This is a genomic window from Nocardia sp. PLKS1-43 (genome assembly GCF_059510335.1).
On sequence record NZ_JCAJZQ010000003.1, the window covers coordinates 620,434 to 639,417 of the forward strand.

13 protein-coding genes are annotated in these 18,984 nt (G+C 69.0%); 4 read left to right on the plus strand and 9 right to left on the minus strand.

Annotation, left to right across the window (positions count from 1 at the left end; translation table 11 throughout):
• Positions 1–7: 7 nt before the first annotated feature.
• The 7 genes from AC5WS7_RS14605 to AC5WS7_RS14635 form a co-directional block, all read right to left on the minus strand.
• Positions 8–1,120, minus strand: coding sequence for a PrsW family intramembrane metalloprotease (locus tag AC5WS7_RS14605; protein WP_495954994.1), 1,113 nt, complete (start codon positions 1,118–1,120; stop codon positions 8–10).
• Positions 1,117–1,692 (minus strand): hypothetical protein, encoded by a 576-nt coding sequence (locus AC5WS7_RS14610; protein WP_495954995.1) that lies wholly within the window; start codon positions 1,690–1,692, stop codon positions 1,117–1,119. The genes AC5WS7_RS14605 and AC5WS7_RS14610 overlap by 4 nt, the downstream gene beginning before the upstream one ends.
• Positions 1,693–1,744: 52 nt before the next feature.
• Positions 1,745–2,257 carry a VOC family protein gene (locus tag AC5WS7_RS14615; RefSeq protein WP_495954996.1) on the minus strand — a complete coding sequence of 171 codons (513 nt, stop codon included), beginning with the start codon at positions 2,255–2,257 and terminating at the stop codon, positions 1,745–1,747.
• 50 nt (positions 2,258–2,307) lie between these two features.
• On the minus strand, positions 2,308–3,519 hold the full coding sequence (locus tag AC5WS7_RS14620) for an FAD-dependent monooxygenase (protein ID WP_495954997.1): 1,212 nt from the start codon (positions 3,517–3,519) through the stop codon (positions 2,308–2,310).
• A gap of 45 nt (positions 3,520–3,564) precedes the next feature.
• Entirely contained in the window at positions 3,565–6,660 is a 3,096-nt protein-coding gene (locus AC5WS7_RS14625) for an ATP-binding protein (RefSeq protein WP_495954998.1), read from the minus strand.
• A gap of 112 nt (positions 6,661–6,772) precedes the next feature.
• Positions 6,773–7,228 (minus strand): PaaI family thioesterase, encoded by a 456-nt coding sequence (locus AC5WS7_RS14630; protein ID WP_495954999.1) that lies wholly within the window; start codon positions 7,226–7,228, stop codon positions 6,773–6,775.
• 91 nt (positions 7,229–7,319) lie between these two features.
• Positions 7,320–7,892, minus strand: coding sequence for a TetR/AcrR family transcriptional regulator (locus AC5WS7_RS14635; RefSeq protein ID WP_495955000.1), 573 nt, complete (start codon positions 7,890–7,892; stop codon positions 7,320–7,322).
• 449 nt (positions 7,893–8,341) lie between these two features.
• On the opposite strand from AC5WS7_RS14635, the gene lon reads away from it, so the two are divergent.
• Positions 8,342–10,804 carry an endopeptidase La gene (gene lon / locus AC5WS7_RS14640; RefSeq protein ID WP_495955189.1) on the plus strand — a complete coding sequence of 821 codons (2,463 nt, stop codon included), beginning with the start codon at positions 8,342–8,344 and terminating at the stop codon, positions 10,802–10,804.
• Between the two features lie 116 nt (positions 10,805–10,920).
• Here the strand turns inward: lon and AC5WS7_RS14645 are convergent, their stop codons facing one another.
• Both AC5WS7_RS14645 and AC5WS7_RS14650 read right to left on the minus strand, forming a co-directional pair.
• Entirely contained in the window at positions 10,921–11,364 is a 444-nt protein-coding gene (locus tag AC5WS7_RS14645) for a PaaI family thioesterase (RefSeq protein WP_495955001.1), read from the minus strand.
• A 45-nt stretch (positions 11,365–11,409) separates the two neighbouring features.
• Positions 11,410–14,205, minus strand: coding sequence for an aminotransferase class I/II-fold pyridoxal phosphate-dependent enzyme (locus AC5WS7_RS14650; protein ID WP_495955190.1), 2,796 nt, complete (start codon positions 14,203–14,205; stop codon positions 11,410–11,412).
• Between the two features lie 380 nt (positions 14,206–14,585).
• On the opposite strand from AC5WS7_RS14650, the gene AC5WS7_RS14655 reads away from it, so the two are divergent.
• From AC5WS7_RS14655 to AC5WS7_RS14665, 3 genes are all read left to right on the plus strand, one after another.
• Positions 14,586–15,647: a DNA polymerase IV gene (locus AC5WS7_RS14655; RefSeq protein ID WP_495955002.1), complete on the plus strand. Its 1,062-nt coding sequence runs from the start codon at positions 14,586–14,588 to the stop codon at positions 15,645–15,647.
• A 71-nt stretch (positions 15,648–15,718) separates the two neighbouring features.
• Entirely contained in the window at positions 15,719–16,504 is a 786-nt protein-coding gene (locus AC5WS7_RS14660; protein WP_495955003.1) for an enoyl-CoA hydratase/isomerase family protein, read from the plus strand.
• A gap of 408 nt (positions 16,505–16,912) precedes the next feature.
• On the plus strand, positions 16,913–18,802 hold the full coding sequence (locus AC5WS7_RS14665) for a hypothetical protein (RefSeq protein ID WP_495955004.1): 1,890 nt from the start codon (positions 16,913–16,915) through the stop codon (positions 18,800–18,802).
• The last annotated feature ends 182 nt before the right edge of the window (positions 18,803–18,984 follow it).

Consider the following 18,984-nt stretch of genomic DNA (forward strand, 5'->3'; position numbering starts at 1 on the left):
CCACTCCTCACGAGTCGGTTGTCGGGTGGTGCGGTCGATCTCGGCGGGCTCCGTGATCGAGGCCGGGCCCGGCCGACCCTCCGAGTATCGCACCGTCGGGGCGGGGAATTCGGGCATCCACGGCCTGTACCCAGTCCAGTAGTTCGCGACGGCGCGGAACCGCGATCCGGTGCGGCACCCGCAGTGCGCGCCGCGTCCGCCACCTGCTGCGGCGGGAGGCCAGGCTGTTCAACTCGTCGGGCGGGGCGAGGCCGCGGGCGACCGTCCAGTCGACAACCGATCGGTACCAGCGTGTTTCGATGCGGGCGCCCCAGAGGTAGACCACGATGAACACGACGACGTACACCACGGTCCGGCGCACCACGCTGCCGAATCCGGTCGCCCCCGACATGGGCGCGTCCCAGCCGAAATGCATTGCGGCACCGAGCAGATAGCAGACCACGAGGGCCGCTGCCCGCCGCGGGCGCGACCAGTACGTCGCGCCGACCGCGACGACGATGCCGATTCCGGCGATTCCGGTCAGCATCCAGTGCGAGGTGACGGCGGTCAGCAGCCGCAGAATTCCCACCAGCACCGCGGTGCCGGTATCGCCCTGCGCGGACTGCAAGACGGCATTGGCCTGGTAGGTGGCGTCCTCGCTGATCTGGAATCCCAGTCCGGTGAACCCGCCGAGCAGCAGCCCGTGCATGGGCCTGCTCAGCTGCGGACGGAACAGCCAGGCGACGGCGAGAACGCCCGCGCCCTTGATGCCCTCCTCGATGATCGATGCCGAGATCGGGGCCTGCCAGTCCACCGCGAAGGCGTCCCCGGCGATGTTCCGGATGGCGTGAATCAGGTTGTCGTTGCCGAAGATCGCGATTCCCGGCCCGGCCGCCGCGCCCCAGACGAACCCCATCGCGAGCACGACCCGGATCCGCACGTGGTCGCGGTACAGATCCAGCCAGAACAGGAATGCGGCGACCACCAGCAGCGTCACCACCATGAACGGCAGCCCGACCAGGATCGACGGCCAGGTGAGCAACGCCGCCGGAAGGATCTGCAGCACCAACGCGATCGATCCGGCCAGGCAGATCAGGCAGTACGTCCACCACAGCGCCGAACCCGGCCGGAACCAGGTCATGACGCGACCCGCAGCGAGTACACGATCGGTTGCAGATCCGCGCCGGTGTCGGTCCCGCTGATCAGTACCGACACCGCCAGATTGCCCTTGCCCAGAATCGCGCACACCCCCGGACGGGCACTGCCCCGGCAGGTCGGCCCGGCGAATCCGTACGTGTTGGCGATCTTGCCGCCGTCCTCCCGCACCGCAAAAGCCTGGGCCCCCAGCACTTCTCGTCGCCATCGAGCCGCCGAGCCGAAATCGGTGACCCCGTTGACCAGGGTCACCATCAGCACCCGCCCGTTCGAGCCGTCCAGGATCGCGGTGGTCCGGTCGCCGGTCGGCCGCCGACTCCAGCCGTCCACGCCGGAGAATTCGATCGTCTCCGGCGCTTGCCCCGGTGCGGTGAGCCGGATCGCCGCACCGCCGCTCACCGGCGTCTCCCGCGCCGGCACCAGCGCCGCCAGCGCCGCGGGCCCCGCGATCAGCACCGCCACGATGCCCGCGATCACCCCGGCCTGCCGCCAACCCCGTCCTGTGCCCAACGCCCGCTCCTCTCGGCGCACCCCACCGTTGTCCGGGCGAACCGGCATCGTCCTCGAGAATAGAAGCCGGAATGTACCGGAATGTATCAGCCCGCAGCGGCTACGCCCGATGCCAGGGGTTGTGGTAACCGGCGGGAATCATACTGTCGAACAGGGCCCGGGCGCCGTCGGGCAAACGCAGCAGTTCGATGTGCGCGCCGAGCGGCCCGCCGGCCAGGTAGGCGAATTCCATCCCGAGTTCGACGACCGTGCAGTGCTGGACCACTTCGGTGCCGGTGGCGCGTGCCCGCGCGAGTGCGGCATCGAAATCCTCGGGGACGTAGGCGATGTGGTTGAGTCCGGGGCCGGAGCGCGCCAACTGTTCGGTGTACAGGTTCTCACCCGAAACCGGGGCGATCAGTTCGAGTTGCTGACCGCCGGCGTAGGCCAGCGAGGTGTCGACGACGTAGTCGGCGGGCGCACCGCGGTAGCGCGCCTGATCGGGCCCGAAGTGCGTGCTGGGCATACGCGTCCAGGTGTCTACGCCGTACTGTTCGCCGAATTGCCTTTCGGCGCTGTCCAGGTCGGTTACGACCCATGCCAACTGGAAGATGGGGCCGGTGACGATACTCATGGGGTACTCCTCGAAAAAGTAAGTGAGCGAAGCGGTTCGAGCCGAACCGCTCAGTAATCCGCGAGCCGAACGGCGTTGGCGGCGTGCTCGAGCGGCTTGATGATCGGCCGCAAGGCCAAGCCCTTCCAGGGCATGTGGCGCAGCATTCGCAACATGGTGGTCTGGAACCGGATCGCGCGCCGGTCCGCGGCGACCATCTGGGTGGCGTTGTTCCAGCCCAGGGTCAGGTTCTCGCCGACGTAATCAGCCAGCGCGCGCTGGTAGCGATCGAAGGCGACGCGATGATCCCCGGCCGCGGATTTCAGCTCTCCCGCAAGGACATACGCGCCGATCAGCGCCATGCTCGTGCCCTGCCCGGACAGCGGTGACGGGCACCACGCGGCATCGCCGACCAGCGCGACGCGCCCGTGCGACCAGCGGTCGAGGTGAATCTGGCTGACCGTGTCGAAGTAGAAGTCCGGGGAGTCCGGCACAGCGCGGAGCAGCGCCGGTGTCTGCCATTCGGCATCGGCGAACGCATCGGCCACCAATTGTTGCTGAGCGGCGCGGTCGCGCAGATCGGGCACTTGCTCGGGGAGCTGAAAGATGAACTGCGCCTTGGCCGCACCGCGCTCGGTCGCGTACACCTGCACCACCTGCCCGGGGATGGGATAGATCAGCTCCCAGCGGTCGAGTTCCAGAAAATTCGGTACCGAGACCACACAGGCGGCCATCCCGGTGTGCCGGGCGAACTGTTCCTCGGCTCCGAAGGTCAACCGGCGCACCGCCGAATGCATGCCGTCGGCTCCGATCACCAGATCGAAAACCCGCGGCGTGGCGTTGCGGAAGCGGACCCGTACCCCCTCGGACTGCTCGGTGAGCTCGGCGATCGAATCGCCGTACAGGTATTCGACCGCGTCCTTGGTGGCGTCGAAGAGAATCCGGGACAGATCTCCGCGCAGCACCTCGTCGTCGCCGCGGGAGCGCAACCCGATCAGTTCGGGTCCGAGCGTGGCCAGTGCCTTGCCGTTGCCGTCGACCCAGGCCCCGCCGCGGATCGCGGTGGAGGCCTTGCGAACCTCCTGTGACAGGCCCATCCGGTCGATCACATCCATTGCCACACCGCGGATGTCGACCTTGTAACCGCCCTCCCGCAGGCTGGGCGCCTGCTCGACGACGGTGACGGCGAACCCGTACCGGGCCAGCCAGTAGGCCAGGGCCGGACCGGCGACACTCGCGCCGGAGATGAGAACCGTTTTGCTGGTGAACTGCTGCGTTGTCATGGGACAAGCTTCGCGAGCAGCGCTCACCGAATCCTCACCGTCGGCTCACCGCCACTCACCGATCAGCGCGGCCACCTGTTCGACCGTGCGGCCGGCGCCGCGCGCGTACTCGGCCCGGAAATCGTGTTCGCCCAGCTCGGTACGGCATCGCGCGACGGTGTCGGCGGCCACACCGCCTGCGGCAGAGGGCATTCCGCGCAACGCTTCGGCCGCGCCGAGCAACTCCGCGCCGCGTTCGGGTTGCCCGAGGGCGGTGGCGAATCCGGCCACCGCTTCGACGGCCTCGGCGGCCACCGGCCGGGATACCCGGTGCGACAACTCGAATGCTTCGCATGCCGCCGCCCGGCCGGCCGCGATATCGCCGTCCATCAGCGCCAGCCGGCCCATTCCGATGAGGCCGCGAGACCGTGCTTCGATCATGCCGACCGACCCGTTGTCGGGGAACTCGAGGGCCGCGGTGTAATGCCGTCGCGCCTCGGCCGTCTGTCCAGCGGTCCCGCGCAGGTCGCCGAGCCCGCGCAGCGCGTCGACGTACATGGCCGTCGCGCCCGCTGCCCGGGCGAGCTCGCCCGCGCGGCGGTAGGCGGCCTCGGCCGCGCCCAGGTCGGCCGCCTGGGCCGGGTGGCGCGCCAGCATGTCGCCGCGGCGGTTCAACAGGTCGGCCGCCTCGTCGCCGACGCCCAGCTCGGCGAACAAGAGCACGGCCTCGTCGATCGATTCCAGGGCCGCGTCGCGCTCCCCGCGCCAGTCGGCGACGACAGCCAGTTTGTCGAGCGTGGTCGCGATCGCCCACCGATCGCCGGTGTCGCGGAATCCCGTGAGCGCACACCGCAATTCGAGTTCGGCGAGTTCGGGCTGCCCGGACATCAGCAGGCCCAGCCCGTTGCCCAGACAGCGAAATGCCCGCGCCCACGGGTCGGGCCCGAACAACCCGTCCAGGCGCTCGCGCTGCGGCCCGGGCAACCCACCGGCCATGGCCAGCAGGAATACCAGATGCGGTCGCCGCAGCGGCTTTTCGAGGCACGACACCGCCGAAACGGCAGTTCCGACCGCAGGCGACGGGCCCGCCTCTCCCCGCGCGGCGACCGCCGCGCACAGCGCGTATTCCTCGGCGCACGGGTCCGGATCGAGTACTCGCAGCAACTCGCCCGCCAGTTCCACGGCGTCGCCCGGATGACCGCTGAGCCACCAGTACCACGCCTGCGCGGCGACGAGCTGTCGCGCCAGAGCGGGATCGGCGCGCACGGCCCAGCGCAGTGCCGCCTGCAGATTGTCGTGTTCCTCGGACAGCACTGTCAGCCAACGCAATTGGTCCGGCCCGCGCAGCAGCGGATCGGCCTGCTCGGCCAGGTCGGCGTAGTGGCGGGCACACGCGTCGCGCAACCGCTCGAGTTCACCGGATTCGGCCAGCCGCGCCGAGCCGTAGGCGCGGATCGTCTCCAGCATCCGGTAACGGCCACCACGCACCTCGACCAGGGATTTCTCGGCCAGGTTCGAGAGCAATTCCTCGGCCTCGTCGATTTCGCAGACCGATGCGGCCGTGCCGGCGGTGACGTCGCCGGCGAATACCGCGAAACGGCGGGCCAGCAGGCGTTCGGCCGGGTCCAGCAACTCCCAGCTCCACTGCACCACCGCCTGCAGCGTGCGGTGCCGGGGTTCGGCGGTGCGGTCTCCGCGGGTCAGCAACCGGAACCGGTCGGCCAGGCGCGCGTCGATGTCGGCGACGTCCAGGGTGCGCAGCCGCGCGGCGGCCAGCTCCAATGCCAGCGGCAGCCCGTCCAGCCGCGCACAGATGCGCCGCACCAGCGCGATCGTGCCGGCATCGACGGCGAACCCGGGCCGGGCCGCGGCGGCGCGATCGGCGAACAGGCGGACCGCGGCGCAACCGAGCTGTTCGGCCAGCGGGGCCTCGGCGTCGGCGACCGGCAGCTGCCCGACCGCGAGAACCGTCTCACCGGTGATGCGCAGGGCCTCGCGGCTGGTCGCCAGCACCCGGACCCCCGGACAGTCGCGCAGCACCCGATGCACCAGCCGCGCGCAGGTTTCCACCAGGTGCTCGCAGTTGTCGAGCACGATCAGCAGCGCCCGGTCCGTGAGCAGAGCCCGCAGCCCTCCCTCCGCGTCCTCCTGCTCGCTGCCCGCGCGGCCGCCGAGTGCCGCGGTGATCTCTCCGGCGATCTGCTCACCGGCCGACAACGGTGACAGATCGACGAAGTACACCGCACCCGCCGCTCGCGCGGCGGCCTCCAGCGCCAGGCGGGTTTTACCGGTTCCGCCGGGGCCGGTCAGCGTCACCAGGCGGGATCGTGCGAGTAGCGCCGAGATGTGCGCCAGCTCGTCGTCGCGTCCGACGAAGGTGGTGAGCGGCGCGGGCATGCGGCGCGTCGCGGACGTATCGGCCTGCGCCCGCAGGATTTCCAGATGCGCCTGCGCGAGCTCCGCCGACGGATCGACGCCGAGTTCCTCGGCGAGCAGCCGCCGGCCCTGCTCGAACAGTTCGAGTGCCTCGCCGCGGCGGCCGATGCCGGACAGTCCGCGCATGAGCAGTGCCCGGGCGCGTTCTCGAAGTGGTTGCGCGGCAACCACTTCCGCGAGCAGTGCGACCGCTGCGCGATGGTCGCCCAGGGCCAGGGCGGCGGCCGCGCGATCCTGCCTCGCGGCCAGCCGGACCTCGGACAAGCGGGTGATCACGGCCGCCGCGAACGGGGCGTCAGCGACGTCGGCCAGTGCCGCGCCCCGCCACATCCGCTCGGCCTCATCCAGCAACGCGGCGGCGGTGGCCGGGTCACGGTCGGCCGATGCGTCGCGGGCATCTTCGGTCAACCGGACGAACCGATGCGCGTCCACGTCGGCCGGGTCGATCGCGAGGCGATACCCGGCCGCCGTGGATTCCAGGCATTCCTGCGCGCCGGCGGCCCGCAGCGCACGCCGCAACCGGGAAATCTGCGATTGCAGCGCGTGTTTGGCGTCGTGCGGCGGGTCCTGACCGTACATGTCGTTGATCAGCCGATCCCGTGACACCAGGGAGCCGGCCTCGGATGCGAGCAGCGCCAGCAACATTCGCACCTGCGGACCGCCCACCGCCACCGGGCTTCCGTCGGCACCGCGCACTTCCACCGGACCCAGAATCCCGATCTGCACGATCGTCAGTATGACCGAAAAGCCTGTGCGCGGGCCGGTCTCGGCGACCCGACCGACGAGTGCGCGCTGACGTCGTGGTCGTCACACCGGCCCGGCCGGGTAGTCGCGGGTCTCAGCGATCCGGCTTGCCGGTCAGGCAGATCAACGTCTGCTGGCCGGTCGCGATAAGGGTGCGACGATCGGCCCGCACGCCGAATACCTCCAGCCGGCACACGGTCAGCGTCCGCCCCGGTTTGAGCACCGCCCCCACGGCCTCCAGGTGATCGCCTTCGGCCGGTGCGAGCAGATTGATCTTGTATTCCACGGTCAGCACCGACGAATCGTCGGGGAACAGCGTGTACGCCGCGTACCCGCCCGCGCTGTCCGCGATGGCGCTGGTGGCGCCGGCGTGCACATAACCGTGCTGCTGGGTGACCTCGGGCCGATTCGGCAATTCGATGTGCACTCGGCCGGGGCCGATGTGGGTCAGCCGCGCGCCCAGATGGCGCATCAGCCCCTGCCGTTCGAAACTGTCCCGAATGCGTTCCTGCACTTGCGGACTCGCTTGCTCGAGTGCTGTCTCGTCCATCGATCTCCTCGTGACCACGGTGGCGGCGGAATCGTATCGTGTGCCCGGGCTGCCGGCGGAATTCCTGATCGACCGGCGCCAACTCGCCGATTCAGCCGCGCGGCCAGTTCGACAGCGTGTGATGCAGGGCGGCGACGATATGTGGCCAGGAGTCCGCGGCCGGGCGGGAGTGCGCGAATCCGCCCGACGCCTCGAGGGTGGCGAACCCGTGAAAGGTGCTGCGCAACAAGCGAGCTGCGTCCAGCCCCGCGGTCTCGCCGAGGTGGTAGCCGCGCAGGACGGCCGTGGTGAGTTCGATACTGCGCAGCAGCGCGGGTTCCGCGCCCACCTCGGCCGGATCCATCCGAATCTGCGTCGCCGCATAGCGTTCCGGGTGATCCAGGACATAGGAACGATACGCGTCCGCGAACGCGGTCAGCGCGTCGCGGCCGGAGCGCCCCGCCACGGCCGCCCCGATCCGCTCGTTCAACTCCGCACTGGCCAGCAGCGCCACCCGGACCCGCAGATCGTGCAGGTTGCGGACATGCACGTACAGACTCGGATCCTTCACCCCGAATTTCCGCGCGACCGCCGACAGGGTCAGTTTGTCGAAGCCGATCTCGTCGGCGAGTTCGGCCGCGCCCCGCACCACACGCTCTGTCGTCAGGCCTGATCGAGGTGACATCCCTCCAACCTAATATCCCTAGGTGCGACTGCGGATCTCCAATCGGCCTCCCCCGTGCGGTCCGCGGCGGCATCGCGGCGCCCTGTTCCAGTACCGCCCGCGGATATGCCTCGCATTTCTCTCCTGGATTTCTCTCCTGCCGGAAGGTCCTGCCGTGGAGTTCGGTGAAACGGACGTGGGCGTCTTCGGATGTCGCCTGACGTCGGCGCTGTCCGGGGGTGTACGGCCCGGTTGCTCGGATCGGAACAATCTTGGAGTGCTGAGTGTTTAGCGCCATACGCTCAACTTTGGGGTTGCGTGCGTGTTCGCGGCTAGTGAACGCGCAGGCGGAACAGAACCGGAAGGCTCGGGGTTGAGTAGGTATCGCTCAACTTTGGAAAGGGTCGAACGTGACTACACCACAGAACTTGCCGGTGCTGTTCCTGACCGATCCGATCGTGCTGCCGGGCATGGTGGTGCCCATCGAGCTCGACGAGTCGGCGCAGGCCGCCATCGATGCCGCCCGGGCAGCGAGCCTGGACGCCGTGCTGCTCGCTCCCCGGTTGGCCGAGGGCTATGCGTCCTTCGGCGTCGTGGCGACGATCGAGCAGGTCGGACGGATGCGCGGCGGCGCACCGGCGGCGGTCTTGAAGGCCGAGCGGCGCGCGAAGATCGGCCACGGCGTGACCGGGCCGGGCGCGGCGCTGTGGGTCGAGGCCGAACCGGTCGAGATCCCCGAGGCCGACGGCCGCACCAAGGAACTCGCCGCCGAGTACCGCAAGCTCGTCGTCTCGGTGCTGCAGCGGCGCGAGGCATGGCAGGTGATCGACGCGGTCAATCGGCTGACCGATCCCTCCGCGCTGGCCGACACCGCCGGGTACGCGCCGTACCTGACCGATGAGCAGAAGCGCGAAATACTCGAAACCCCCGACGTGGCAACCCGTCTCACCACGCTGATCGGCTGGACCAAGGACCATATCGCCGAGGCGGAGGTGGCCGAGAAGATCAGCGAGGACGTGCGCGAGGGCATGGAGAAGTCCCAGCGCGAATTCCTGCTTCGCCAGCAGCTCAACGCGATTCGCAAGGAGCTGGGCGAGGGCGAGCCCGACGGCGCGGACGACTACCGCACCCGCGTGGAGAACGCGGACCTGCCCGAGACGGTCCGCACCGCCGCCCTGCGCGAGGTCGACCGGCTCGAGCGCGGCAGTGATCAGAGTCCGGAGTCGGGTTGGATCCGCACCTGGCTCGACACCGTGCTGGAATTGCCGTGGACGGTGAAAACCGCCGACGCGACCGATGTTTCGGCCGCCCGCGAGATCCTGGACGCCGATCACCACGGCCTGGACGAGGTGAAGGACCGCATGGTCGAGTACCTGGCGGTGCGCGCGCGGCGGGCCGCGCGCGGACTGGAGGTCGTCGGCGGTCGCGGTTCCGGTGCGGTGATGGTGCTGGTCGGTCCGCCCGGAGTCGGCAAGACATCGCTCGGTGAGAGCGTGGCACGTGCGTTGGGCCGCAAGTTCGTTCGCGTGGCCCTGGGCGGCGTGCGCGACGAGGCGGAGATCCGCGGTCACCGGCGCACCTACGTCGGCGCACTGCCCGGCCGGATCGTGCGCGCGATCAAGGAGGCGGGATCGATGAATCCCGTTGTGCTGCTGGACGAGATCGACAAGGTCGGCTCGGACTTCCGGGGCGACCCGGCGGCCGCGCTGCTCGAGGTGCTCGATCCCGCGCAGAATCACACCTTCCGCGATCACTACCTGGATCTGGATCTGGACCTGTCCGATGTGCTGTTCATCGCGACCGCGAACGTCATGGACACGATCCCGGGCCCGCTGCTGGACCGCATGGAGCTGATCACGGTCGACGGTTACACCGAGGACGACAAGGTGGCCATCGCCCGCGACTTCCTGATCCCCCGTCAGCTCGAACGCAATGCGCTGACCGCACAGGAGGTTTCGATCACCGACGAGGCGTTGCGCGAGATCGCCGCGAACTACACCCGCGAAGCCGGGGTGCGGCAGATGGAACGTCTGATCGCCAAGGCGCTGCGCAAGGCGGCGACCCGGCTGTCGGAGTCGGCGGACCTGGCCGGAACCGAAAACCTGGTGCAGAAGGGCGAATTCGTGCCGGAAAGCCTGGGTTACGACAAGGACCTGGGGTACGACGTCGAATCCGATTCGGCCGCAACTCGTTCCGACACGCTGGTGATCGGGCTGGGTGACCTGAAGGACTACCTGGGCCGTCCGCGTTTCATCCCCGACGGGGTGGAACGCACCGCGGTCCCCGGTGTCGCGACGGGTCTGGCCGTGACCGGCGCGGGCGGCGATGTCCTCTACATCGAGGCCAATGCCGCCGAGGGCGAGCGTTCGCTGACCCTGACCGGCCAGCTGGGCGATGTGATGAAGGAGTCCGCGCAGATCGCGCTGACCTACGTCCGCTCGCATCTCGAGGAGATCGGGATAGAGGCTCCATCTGATGCCGCAGCTTCCGAGGGCCTACGTGGTTACGCTCCGCTGCCGCCTTCGGCCCGCCGGGGCGCTGCGGGGGTGCTGGATCGCAACATCCACATCCACTTCCCGGCGGGCGCGGTGCCCAAGGACGGCCCGTCCGCGGGTGTGACCATGGTGACCGCCCTGGTGTCGCTGGCGCTTGGCCGGCAGGTCCGCTCGGATGTCGGCATGACCGGTGAGGTCACGCTGAACGGCCGGGTGCTGCCGATCGGCGGGGTGAAGCAGAAGCTGCTCGCCGCCCAGCGCGCGGGACTGAAGACGGTGTTCATCCCGGCCCGCAACGAGCCGGATCTGGACGACGTCCCCGCCGAGGTGCTGGCCGCACTGGACGTGCGTCCCGTCGCCGATGTGGCCGAAATCCTGGCCTACGCAATCGAACCGGTCGCCGAACCGGCCTACCAGGCGTTCGCCGCCTCGGCCTGACCGATAGTCGAGGAGCCGTGCACTTCATCGAAGTGCACGGCCCTTTCGTGTGCGGGGTCGGCGCGATTCGCCCGTCCAGCGAGCAGCGGTCACTTCACTCGGCCCGCAGTGCCCGTTCAGTTGTCGCCCGGGGACAGCTCCCGATCGACGGACCGCGCGGATCCCTGTGCCACGGCGCAGAGCACCTGATCGCCGCTTTCCTGCACGGCGTAGATCTCGCACCCGCACACGGCCTGGCGGCGGGTGGCTCCGGTGACCCGGGCCTGTGCGCGCAGGCGCAGACCCGTGGCGGGCCGCAGGTAGGTGATGTTGAAACCGCCGGTCAGCACGTTCGCGCCGAGAACGGTGGCGGCGGCATAGGTGATGACGTTGTCGGCGGCGTAGGCCAGTACCCCGCCGTGCACGAATCCGAACTGCTGGCGCAGTTCCGGTCGGATCGGAATCTCCAGAGTGGCCGCGCCATCGCCGTATTCGGTGATCTCGGCACCGACGAGCACGCTGAACGGCTGCGCTGCCAGCACCGCGCGGGCGCTGTCGAGATCGAGTGCGGTATCGGTCATCGGCCGGTCTCCTGTTCGCTGCTGCCCTCACGCGCGACCAGCGCATCACGTGCCGGCCGAAGCGGACGTCCGAACTGCCTCCAGCACAGTGCCGCCGCGCGTTACCGCACATTCTCGCCGAGCCGCGGTCATCCGGGCGAGCGCGGCCTCGGTGAAGACCGACAATCCGAGATCGGGGTTGTATCCGTGAATCTCCTTGACGTCGAGTTCGGCCAGGAAATACAGGATCTCCCGGGAGATCACCTGCCCCGGGACCAGCACCGGGAAACCGGGCGGGTACGGAACGACGAAAGCGGTGGACACCAACGTCTTTCCCTTCGCGATCCGTCGTCCGGCGTCGCCGATCAGGACGTGTTCCCGGTCGGATTCCTCGTACCCGGCGTAGAAGGCCGATCGCATATCGCCGAACGAACTGGCTCCGTCGGGCCGGAAAACGCTGTCGAACTCGCTGAAGTCGGGCAGCGCGGGCAGATCCTTGGTGATTTCGTCGACCCGTCTCGAGTGCAGGGCGCGATCGGCCGCACCCGCCGCGTTCCGGCTCCGTTCGAAGTCGGCGGCCACCCGGCGCAGCACGTCGAGCAGGTAGTGCACGCTCGACCAGGTGACGCCGATCGTGAAGATCAACAGCACACTGTTGATCGAGGTCTTGTTGATCTGGATGCCGAATCGTTCCATCAGCACCCGCTCACGGAACTCGAACCCGTTCATCCCGGTTTCGCCGACGTACAGGGTGACCCGAGTCGGGTCGAGCACGAACTGATCCGACCGCCACGCCTCGTTCCACTTCGCCAAGCCGCCCAGCCTGACCTGCTGGTACGAGCTGACCTCGGAGCCGCGGAACTGCTCGGGCACCAGATCGGACTCGTCGAGAATGCGGAACCACTTGCCGATCAGCCGGTCCTTGCGGACGCGGTGCCGGAAGACCAGCGCCATGTCGTACACATTCCGGATCAGCTGGAAACCTTCGATGTCGACCTGCCGCCGCGCCAGGTCCAACGACGCCAGGAGCTGCTGGTTCGGCGAGGTCGAGGTGTGGGTCAGGAACGCCTCGGCGAACGTCTCCGCGACCAGAGCCCGGAAATCCTGGTCGTGGACATGGATCATCGATGCCTGCCGCAGGGCCGAGAGCGATTTGTGGGTGGAGTGCGTCGCGTACACGCGTACCCGTGCCCGCGCGGGATCGGGAAGCAGCCGGTGGTCGCTCCACTCGGCACGCTCGACTCCCCGCATCGACGCACGCCAGGCACGGTAACTCTCGGCGTATCCGGGCGAGGACAACGTCGATTCGAGTTGCTCGGCGGCCACCATCGCGGTCCGCTGCCGTGCCCACGGCACGGCGGTGGCGAACGCGTACCACGCCTCGTCCCACAGGAAGCAGATGTCCGGCTTGATCGCCAGGACCTCCTCCATCACGCGGCGGGGGTTGTAGACGACGCCGTCGAACGTGCAGTTGGTGAGCAGGAGCATGCGCACCCGGTCCAGTTGCCCGGCCGCCTCGAGGTCCAGCAGCGCCTTCTTGATGGTGTGCAGGGATACGGCTCCGTAGATCGCGAACGGCGCGAGCGGGTAGGCGTCCAGGTACATCGGATACGCCCCGGCGAGTACCAGGCCGTAGTGGTGCGACTTGTGGCAGTTGCGATCGATCAGGACGATGTCGCCCGGCCGGGTCAGCGCCTGCACCACGATCTTGTTCGCGGTGGATGTTCCGTTGGTGACGAAGTACGTCCGGTCCGCGCGCCACGTCTTCGCGGCCTTGTCCATCGCCGACCTGATCGTGCCGTGCGGATCCAGCAGTGAGTCCAGTCCCCCGGAGGTGGACGACGTCTCGGCCATGAAGATGTTGCGGCCGTAGAACTCGCCCATATCCTGCAGCGATTTGGAGTTGAAGATGCTGGCGCCGCGTGCGACGGGAAGAGCGTGGAACTGGCCGACCGGCGCGGCGGCATATGCGCGCAGGGCATCGAAGAACGGGGTGGCGAACCGGCTCCGGAAGCCGGCCAGCAGAGTGCTGTACAGGTCGGTGACATCGTTGAGCCGATAGAACGTGCGATCGTAGACGTTCGGCTGGTCCTGCGTCTCCGCGGCGATCGACTCGTCGGTGAGCAGATACAGGTCGATGTGCGGCCGCAGCCGACTGATCCACTCGCCGCATTCGACCCAGCTCGGCGTGCGGTCGGTCACGATCACGTCCTCGTTCGCGCCGAGCAGCGCGGTCATCAGCGGCACCCGGTCGCGGGAGCGCAGCGGCAGGTCGTGCCGGATGATCGCCGCCTGGATCTCGCCGTTCAACGCGACAGCGGTGATGGCGTCCTCGATACTCGCCGCGACGAGCAGCTCGAACTGCGCGTCATCGGACGGGTCGCGCAGTGCCCGCAGGCCGGCCGCCAGGCTGTCGGGAGCCTCGGGCGGAGAGTCGTCGCCGAGCAGGACGGTGAAGAACTGCTGTCGTCTGGTCCGCGCCACGAGCTCCTGATCGGTCAACGGCGCCGAGGTGTCGAACACCGCTGCCTTGTCGCCGTACTCGGAGAGCAGCCGCACGGCAAGCGCCACCTCCTCGGTGAGCTGCGCCGTCGCGAGATCGGCGAGATATCCCTGAAACGCCGCCACTCGCGTCGCACCCGGGTACAGCCAGTACCGTTCGTAGGCGGCGAGACGATCGAGCAGGCGCCGCACCCGAGCGGCTTCGTGGGTGGTGTCCAGCCCGGCCCGGTCGACATCCGCGAGTCGGCGGCACGCGTCGTCCAGCAGATTCCACGTGTCGATTCGCGAGTACGACGGGTTCGCCACCGCCACCAGCGCGGAGACGCTGAGCCCTTTCGCGCGTTCGCCGTCCCGGTGCAATGTCGTTGCTGTCGCCCCCAATCGCTGCGGCGGGCTGATCCGCCGGATACGCCGGATCACACGGGACAATTCATCCCTGCAGACATTGTGTCCCGCCATCGAGCAAATTCCTAGCGCTCCCCCGCCTCCCCGTGAATTCAGCGTGCCGTTGGGCGCTTCGAGATTTTTGCGTCGGGCCGGGGGTAGGGAGTCGGGCGGGTCCAAACTCACTCAACGCAACAACTGATCTCGCAAGCACATGGGTAACTTCCCGGGCACGCCCGAAACCCGAGTACCTCCCCTACCGCCGGCCCGAAGGCATACGCTCCGAAGTACCCGACGACACGCTGAAGACGCGGAGAGGCGGAGGAGCGAGGCGGAGGAGAGAGGCGGGCCGGCGCTTGCTGTTGCATGTTGATCTGGATCAGTTCCAGGCGGCGGTGGAATTTCGCCGTCACCCGGAACTGCGGGGCCGTCCGGTCATCGTGGGCGGCAACGGGGACCCGAATGAGCCTCGCAAGGTGGTGACCTGCGCGTCGTATCCGGCGCGCGGGTACGGGGTGTACGCGGGCATGCCGCTGCGCACCGCGGCGCGCAAATGTGCGGACGCGGTATTCCTCCCGCTGGATATGGCCGCCTACTCCGAGGCTTCCGACGAGGTGATGGATCTGCTGCGCACCTTCCCGGTCCGGGTGGAGGTGCTCGGCTGGGACGAGGCGTTCCTGGCCGCCGACACCGACGATCCCGAACGGCTGGCGCGCGAGATCCGCAGTGCCATCGAGGAATTGGATCTCACCTGCGCAATCGGTATCGGAGACAACAAACTTCGGGCGAAGCTCGCCACCGGATTCGCGAAATCGGTCGGCAAGTCCGGTGATTCGGGGGAGCAGGTCGGCGAGGCGCGAACCGGCATCTTCCGGCTCACCGCCGAGAACTGGTCCGAGCTGATGGCGCACCGCCCGACCAGCGCACTGTGGGGTATCGGTTCCCGCATCGCCAAACGCCTGGAGGCCCTGGGGATCACCACCGTCGCCGAACTCGCCGCGGCGGATCGGCAGGCCCTCGCGGCCGAATTCGGTCCCAGTACAGGACCGTATCTGTGGTTGCTGGGTCGCGGCGCGGGTGATACAGAGGTAGTCACCGAACCGCGAATTCCGGTGGGCCACAGCAAATCCGAGACGTTCCCGCACGATCTCACCGAACGCGCCGAGATGGATGCCGAGGTGCTGCGGCTGGCGACCGCGGTGGCCGAGGAGGTCGCCGAGACCGGACGCAGCACCGTGCGGGTGGGGGTCACGGTACGCACCAATACCTTCTTCACCCGTACCAAACAGCGCAAACTCCCCGAGCCGACGACCGACGTCGACCGGATCGCGCAGGCCGCACTCGAAATCCTGGGCCGTTTCGAGCTGGACCGGCCGGTTCGCCTGCTCGGCGTCCGCCTGGAACTGCTGCCCGAATAGACCTCCCGGCTATTCGCGCCCTTCGCGTCGTATGTCACATTGGATGCGGATGCGATGGAGAGGGAGTCCTGATGAGCCAGTACCAGACGATCGAGTTCGAACGCACCGGGAATATCGCCCGGATCACCCTGAATCGGCCCACGGCGGCCAACGGCATCGATCACGTTCTCGGCCGCGAGCTGGCGCAGGTGGCATCCCTGGTCGCCGATGATCCCGCGCTCAAGGTCGTCACGCTGACCGGCGCGGGCCGGTTCTTCTGCGCCGGTGGCGATCTGAAGGCGATGGCGGTGCAGGAGAGCGGCGCGGGACCCTACGTCAAACACCTGGCCGACAACCTGCACGCGGCGATCTCGTCCTTCGCGCGGATGGAGGCGGTGCTGATCGTCGCGGTGAACGGTACCGCCGCGGGCGCGGGCTTCAGCCTCGCGGTGACCGGTGACGTGGTGGTCGCCGCCGAATCGGCCTCGTTCACCATGGCCTACACCCGTGCGGGCCTGAGCCCCGACGGCGGCGCTTCCTACTACCTGCCGCGCCTGATCGGCCTGCGCCGCACCCAGGAACTGATGTACTTCAACCGCACCCTGTCCGCCGCCGAGGCCCTGGACTGGAACCTGCTGCACCGCGTCGTCCCCGACGCCGACCTCACCGCCACTGTCGAGGAGCTGGCCACCCGGTTCGCCGCCGGCCCCCGGCACGGCAACGCCAACGTCAAGAAACTCCTCCTGGTCAGCCCCGACCACACCCTCGAGGAGCAACTCGCCCGCGAAGCCTCCTTCATCTCCGCCGCCGCATCCGATCCCGACGGCACCGAGGGAATCACCGCCTTCCTGGACAAGCGCGCACCGAAGTTCAACTGACCCGCGCGCCGTCGCCGTTCCGCGAACACGCGCGAGGGCGCCGTCGGGTTCGACGGCATCGGATGCGACGCACCCGCAACCCGGCCCGTGCGCCGCGATGCGCCGTCGCAGGCTGATCGGCTGGGCGCTTCGGGTCGGCCGTGTCCGTGCGCGGGTCGGTCGCCCGGGTGGTGCTCGGAGTTGGTGTCGTCGGCGGTGTCCTCGTCACCGCGACGCGGCGTCAGGGTTGCCACTCGGGGTGTGGCGTGGTCGCGCACCGGAGGCGGTGGCGCCCGAAGCGGATCGCGTCAGCGCGGCCGCGCGAATGATTCTCCCGGACAATGCTTTTCATCTGCACGCAGCGTTGCTCCCGATCGGTGTGCGGATCACGTCCGACGGATTCGGGATTCGCCACTATGGTGGGGTGCCATGGATATCGCGTCGGCCGGATCGTCGGAGGCGGTGTCCACGCCGCGAGTGGCGGACGGCCCGCGCCGGCAGTGGGCGAACGGGCCGTTGGCGGTGGCCGTCGGGCTCGTCGTGGTGCAGCTGGTGGTTCGCGGGTGGGTGGCCGGGCGAGGCTATTTCTACTGGGATGATCTGATCCTCGCGGGGCGGGCGGGGCGATTGCCGCTGTTCTCGGCGAATCTGCTGCTGTACGACCACGACGGGCATTTCATGCCCGCGGCGTTCGCCGTCGCCTGGGTGATCACGCGGCTGGGGCCGTATGTGTGGGCCGGCCCGGTGATCTCGATGGTCGTGCTGCAGTTGCTCGCCTCGGCGGCGGTGCTGCGCATGCTGCTCGTACTGACCTCGCCGGAGTACGGATCGGGCCGGGATGCCGGGCGCGGGTTGTGGGAGCGCGTTCGCGCCACGGCTCGGCGCACCCGGTGGACGCTGCTCGTCCCGCTGGCTTTCTACCTGTTCTGCCCGCTGACGTTGCCCGCGTTCGCCTGGTGGTCGGCCGCGCTGAACGCCCTGCCGCTGCAGATCGCCCTGGCCTGGGTGGTGGGCGATGCGGTGCTGCTGATCCGGACCGGCCGGAGGCGGTACGCGCTGTCCGGGTGCCTGGTGCTGGTGGCGGCGCTGCTGTTCTTCGAGAAGTCGGTGATCGTGCCGTTCGTGGCGTTCGTCGTGGCCGGGCTGGTCCGCTACCTCGACGGGCGGGACCGGGCGATCCGCACGGTGGCGCGGCGCGGGGCGCGTTTGTGGATCGGCTCGGCTGTGGTGCTGATCTGCTGGGGCGCAATCTATCTCACGGTGGTGCACGTCTCGGCGGTGCGCAGTACCCCGGGCGGAATACGGGCGCTGCTGGACCACGCGATCTCGCGCGGCATCGTGCCCGCGCTGGTGGGCGGGCCGTGGCACTGGGAACGATGGGTGCCCTCCACGCCGTGGGCGGCGGCGCCGGTCTGGACGGTGGTGCTCGCCTGGCTGATCATCGGCGCGGTCGTGGTGTATTCGATCCGGACCAGGCGCCGGGTATGGCCGGTGTGGGCGGCCGTGGTGATCTACGTGCTGGCCGCGCAACTGCCGGTGGCGCTGATCCGGGGCGGGCCGTACACCACCGACGAGCTGACCCAATCGCTGCGCTACCTCGCGGATCTGGCCGTTCCGCTGACCGTCGCGGGTGCGCTGCTGCTGCGTGCCGGGCCGCGCGAGGCGGTCCGGCACGGCGTGCGGCCGCCGATCGCGGTCGCGCTGGTCGCGGCGTTCCTGGCGAGCAGCCTGTGGTCCACGATCACGTTCAGCCGGTCCTGGTCCGTCGGTCCGACCCGGGTCTACCTCACCACCGTGAAATCCGAGCTGGCCGCGGGCGGCCCGCCCCTGCTCGAGCAGGAGGTGCCGTGGAAAGTGCTGAACCCCTTGGCCTATCCGCTGAACCGGATCAGCGTGGTGCTCTCCCCGCTCGCGCCGCCGGACATGTTCGCCCATGCCACGCCCCGGCTGCGCATGATCACCGACGACGGCCGGATCGTCGACGCCGCGGTCTGGTGGAACCGTGGGGTCCGCCGCGGCCCGGTCCGCGGGTGCGGCTACGCGATATCCGGCACGCAGCCGGTTCCCGTCCCGCTCGACGGCCCGATGATCGATAACGCCTGGACCGCCCAGCTCAACTATCTGGCCAGCGGCGACGGCCGGATCACCGTTGCCCTCGAACACGGCGAAACCGTCGTCGCTCCGGTCCGCGCGGGCCTGAACACGGTCTACGTCCGCGTCATCGGCGGCGGCACGCTGCTGCGAATCGGTACTGCCACACCGGGTTTGCGCGTCTGCCTGGGCGCGGGCCCGGTCGGCGTGGCCTCGTACTCGCACTGACGCGGATACGCCGGGCGGCCCTTCCCGGCAGATGGATCCCTGCCCCGGCGGCGGAGCAAGTGGCACGCAAGGGTCGTGAATGTTTCGTCGGCCCTGGTGCGCGCTGGTCGTGGCATACTCCCCTGCCGCCGCACACCGGACACGGTGAATATTCGGTGCAAGGGGTGCGTCTTATGGCCGAG

Bases quoted from the DNA above. Each gene is read 5' to 3' on its own strand.
- AC5WS7_RS14630 (WP_495954999.1), bottom strand. From the start codon at position 7,228: ATGGACGAGACAGCACTCGAGCAAGCGAGTCCGCAAGTGCAGGAACGC.
- AC5WS7_RS14605 (WP_495954994.1), bottom strand. From the start codon at position 1,120: ATGACCTGGTTCCGGCCGGGTTCGGCGCTGTGGTGGACGTACTGCCTG.
- AC5WS7_RS14635 (WP_495955000.1), bottom strand. From the start codon at position 7,892: ATGTCACCTCGATCAGGCCTGACGACAGAGCGTGTGGTGCGGGGCGCG.
- AC5WS7_RS14660 (WP_495955003.1), top strand. From the start codon at position 15,719: ATGAGCCAGTACCAGACGATCGAGTTCGAACGCACCGGGAATATCGCC.
- AC5WS7_RS14610 (WP_495954995.1), bottom strand. From the start codon at position 1,692: ATGCCGGTTCGCCCGGACAACGGTGGGGTGCGCCGAGAGGAGCGGGCG.
- AC5WS7_RS14665 (WP_495955004.1), top strand. From the start codon at position 16,913: ATGGATATCGCGTCGGCCGGATCGTCGGAGGCGGTGTCCACGCCGCGA.
- AC5WS7_RS14615 (WP_495954996.1), bottom strand. From the start codon at position 2,257: ATGAGTATCGTCACCGGCCCCATCTTCCAGTTGGCATGGGTCGTAACC.
- AC5WS7_RS14620 (WP_495954997.1), bottom strand. From the start codon at position 3,519: ATGACAACGCAGCAGTTCACCAGCAAAACGGTTCTCATCTCCGGCGCG.
- AC5WS7_RS14645 (WP_495955001.1), bottom strand. From the start codon at position 11,364: ATGACCGATACCGCACTCGATCTCGACAGCGCCCGCGCGGTGCTGGCA.
- lon (WP_495955189.1), top strand. From the start codon at position 8,342: ATGGTGGTGCCCATCGAGCTCGACGAGTCGGCGCAGGCCGCCATCGAT.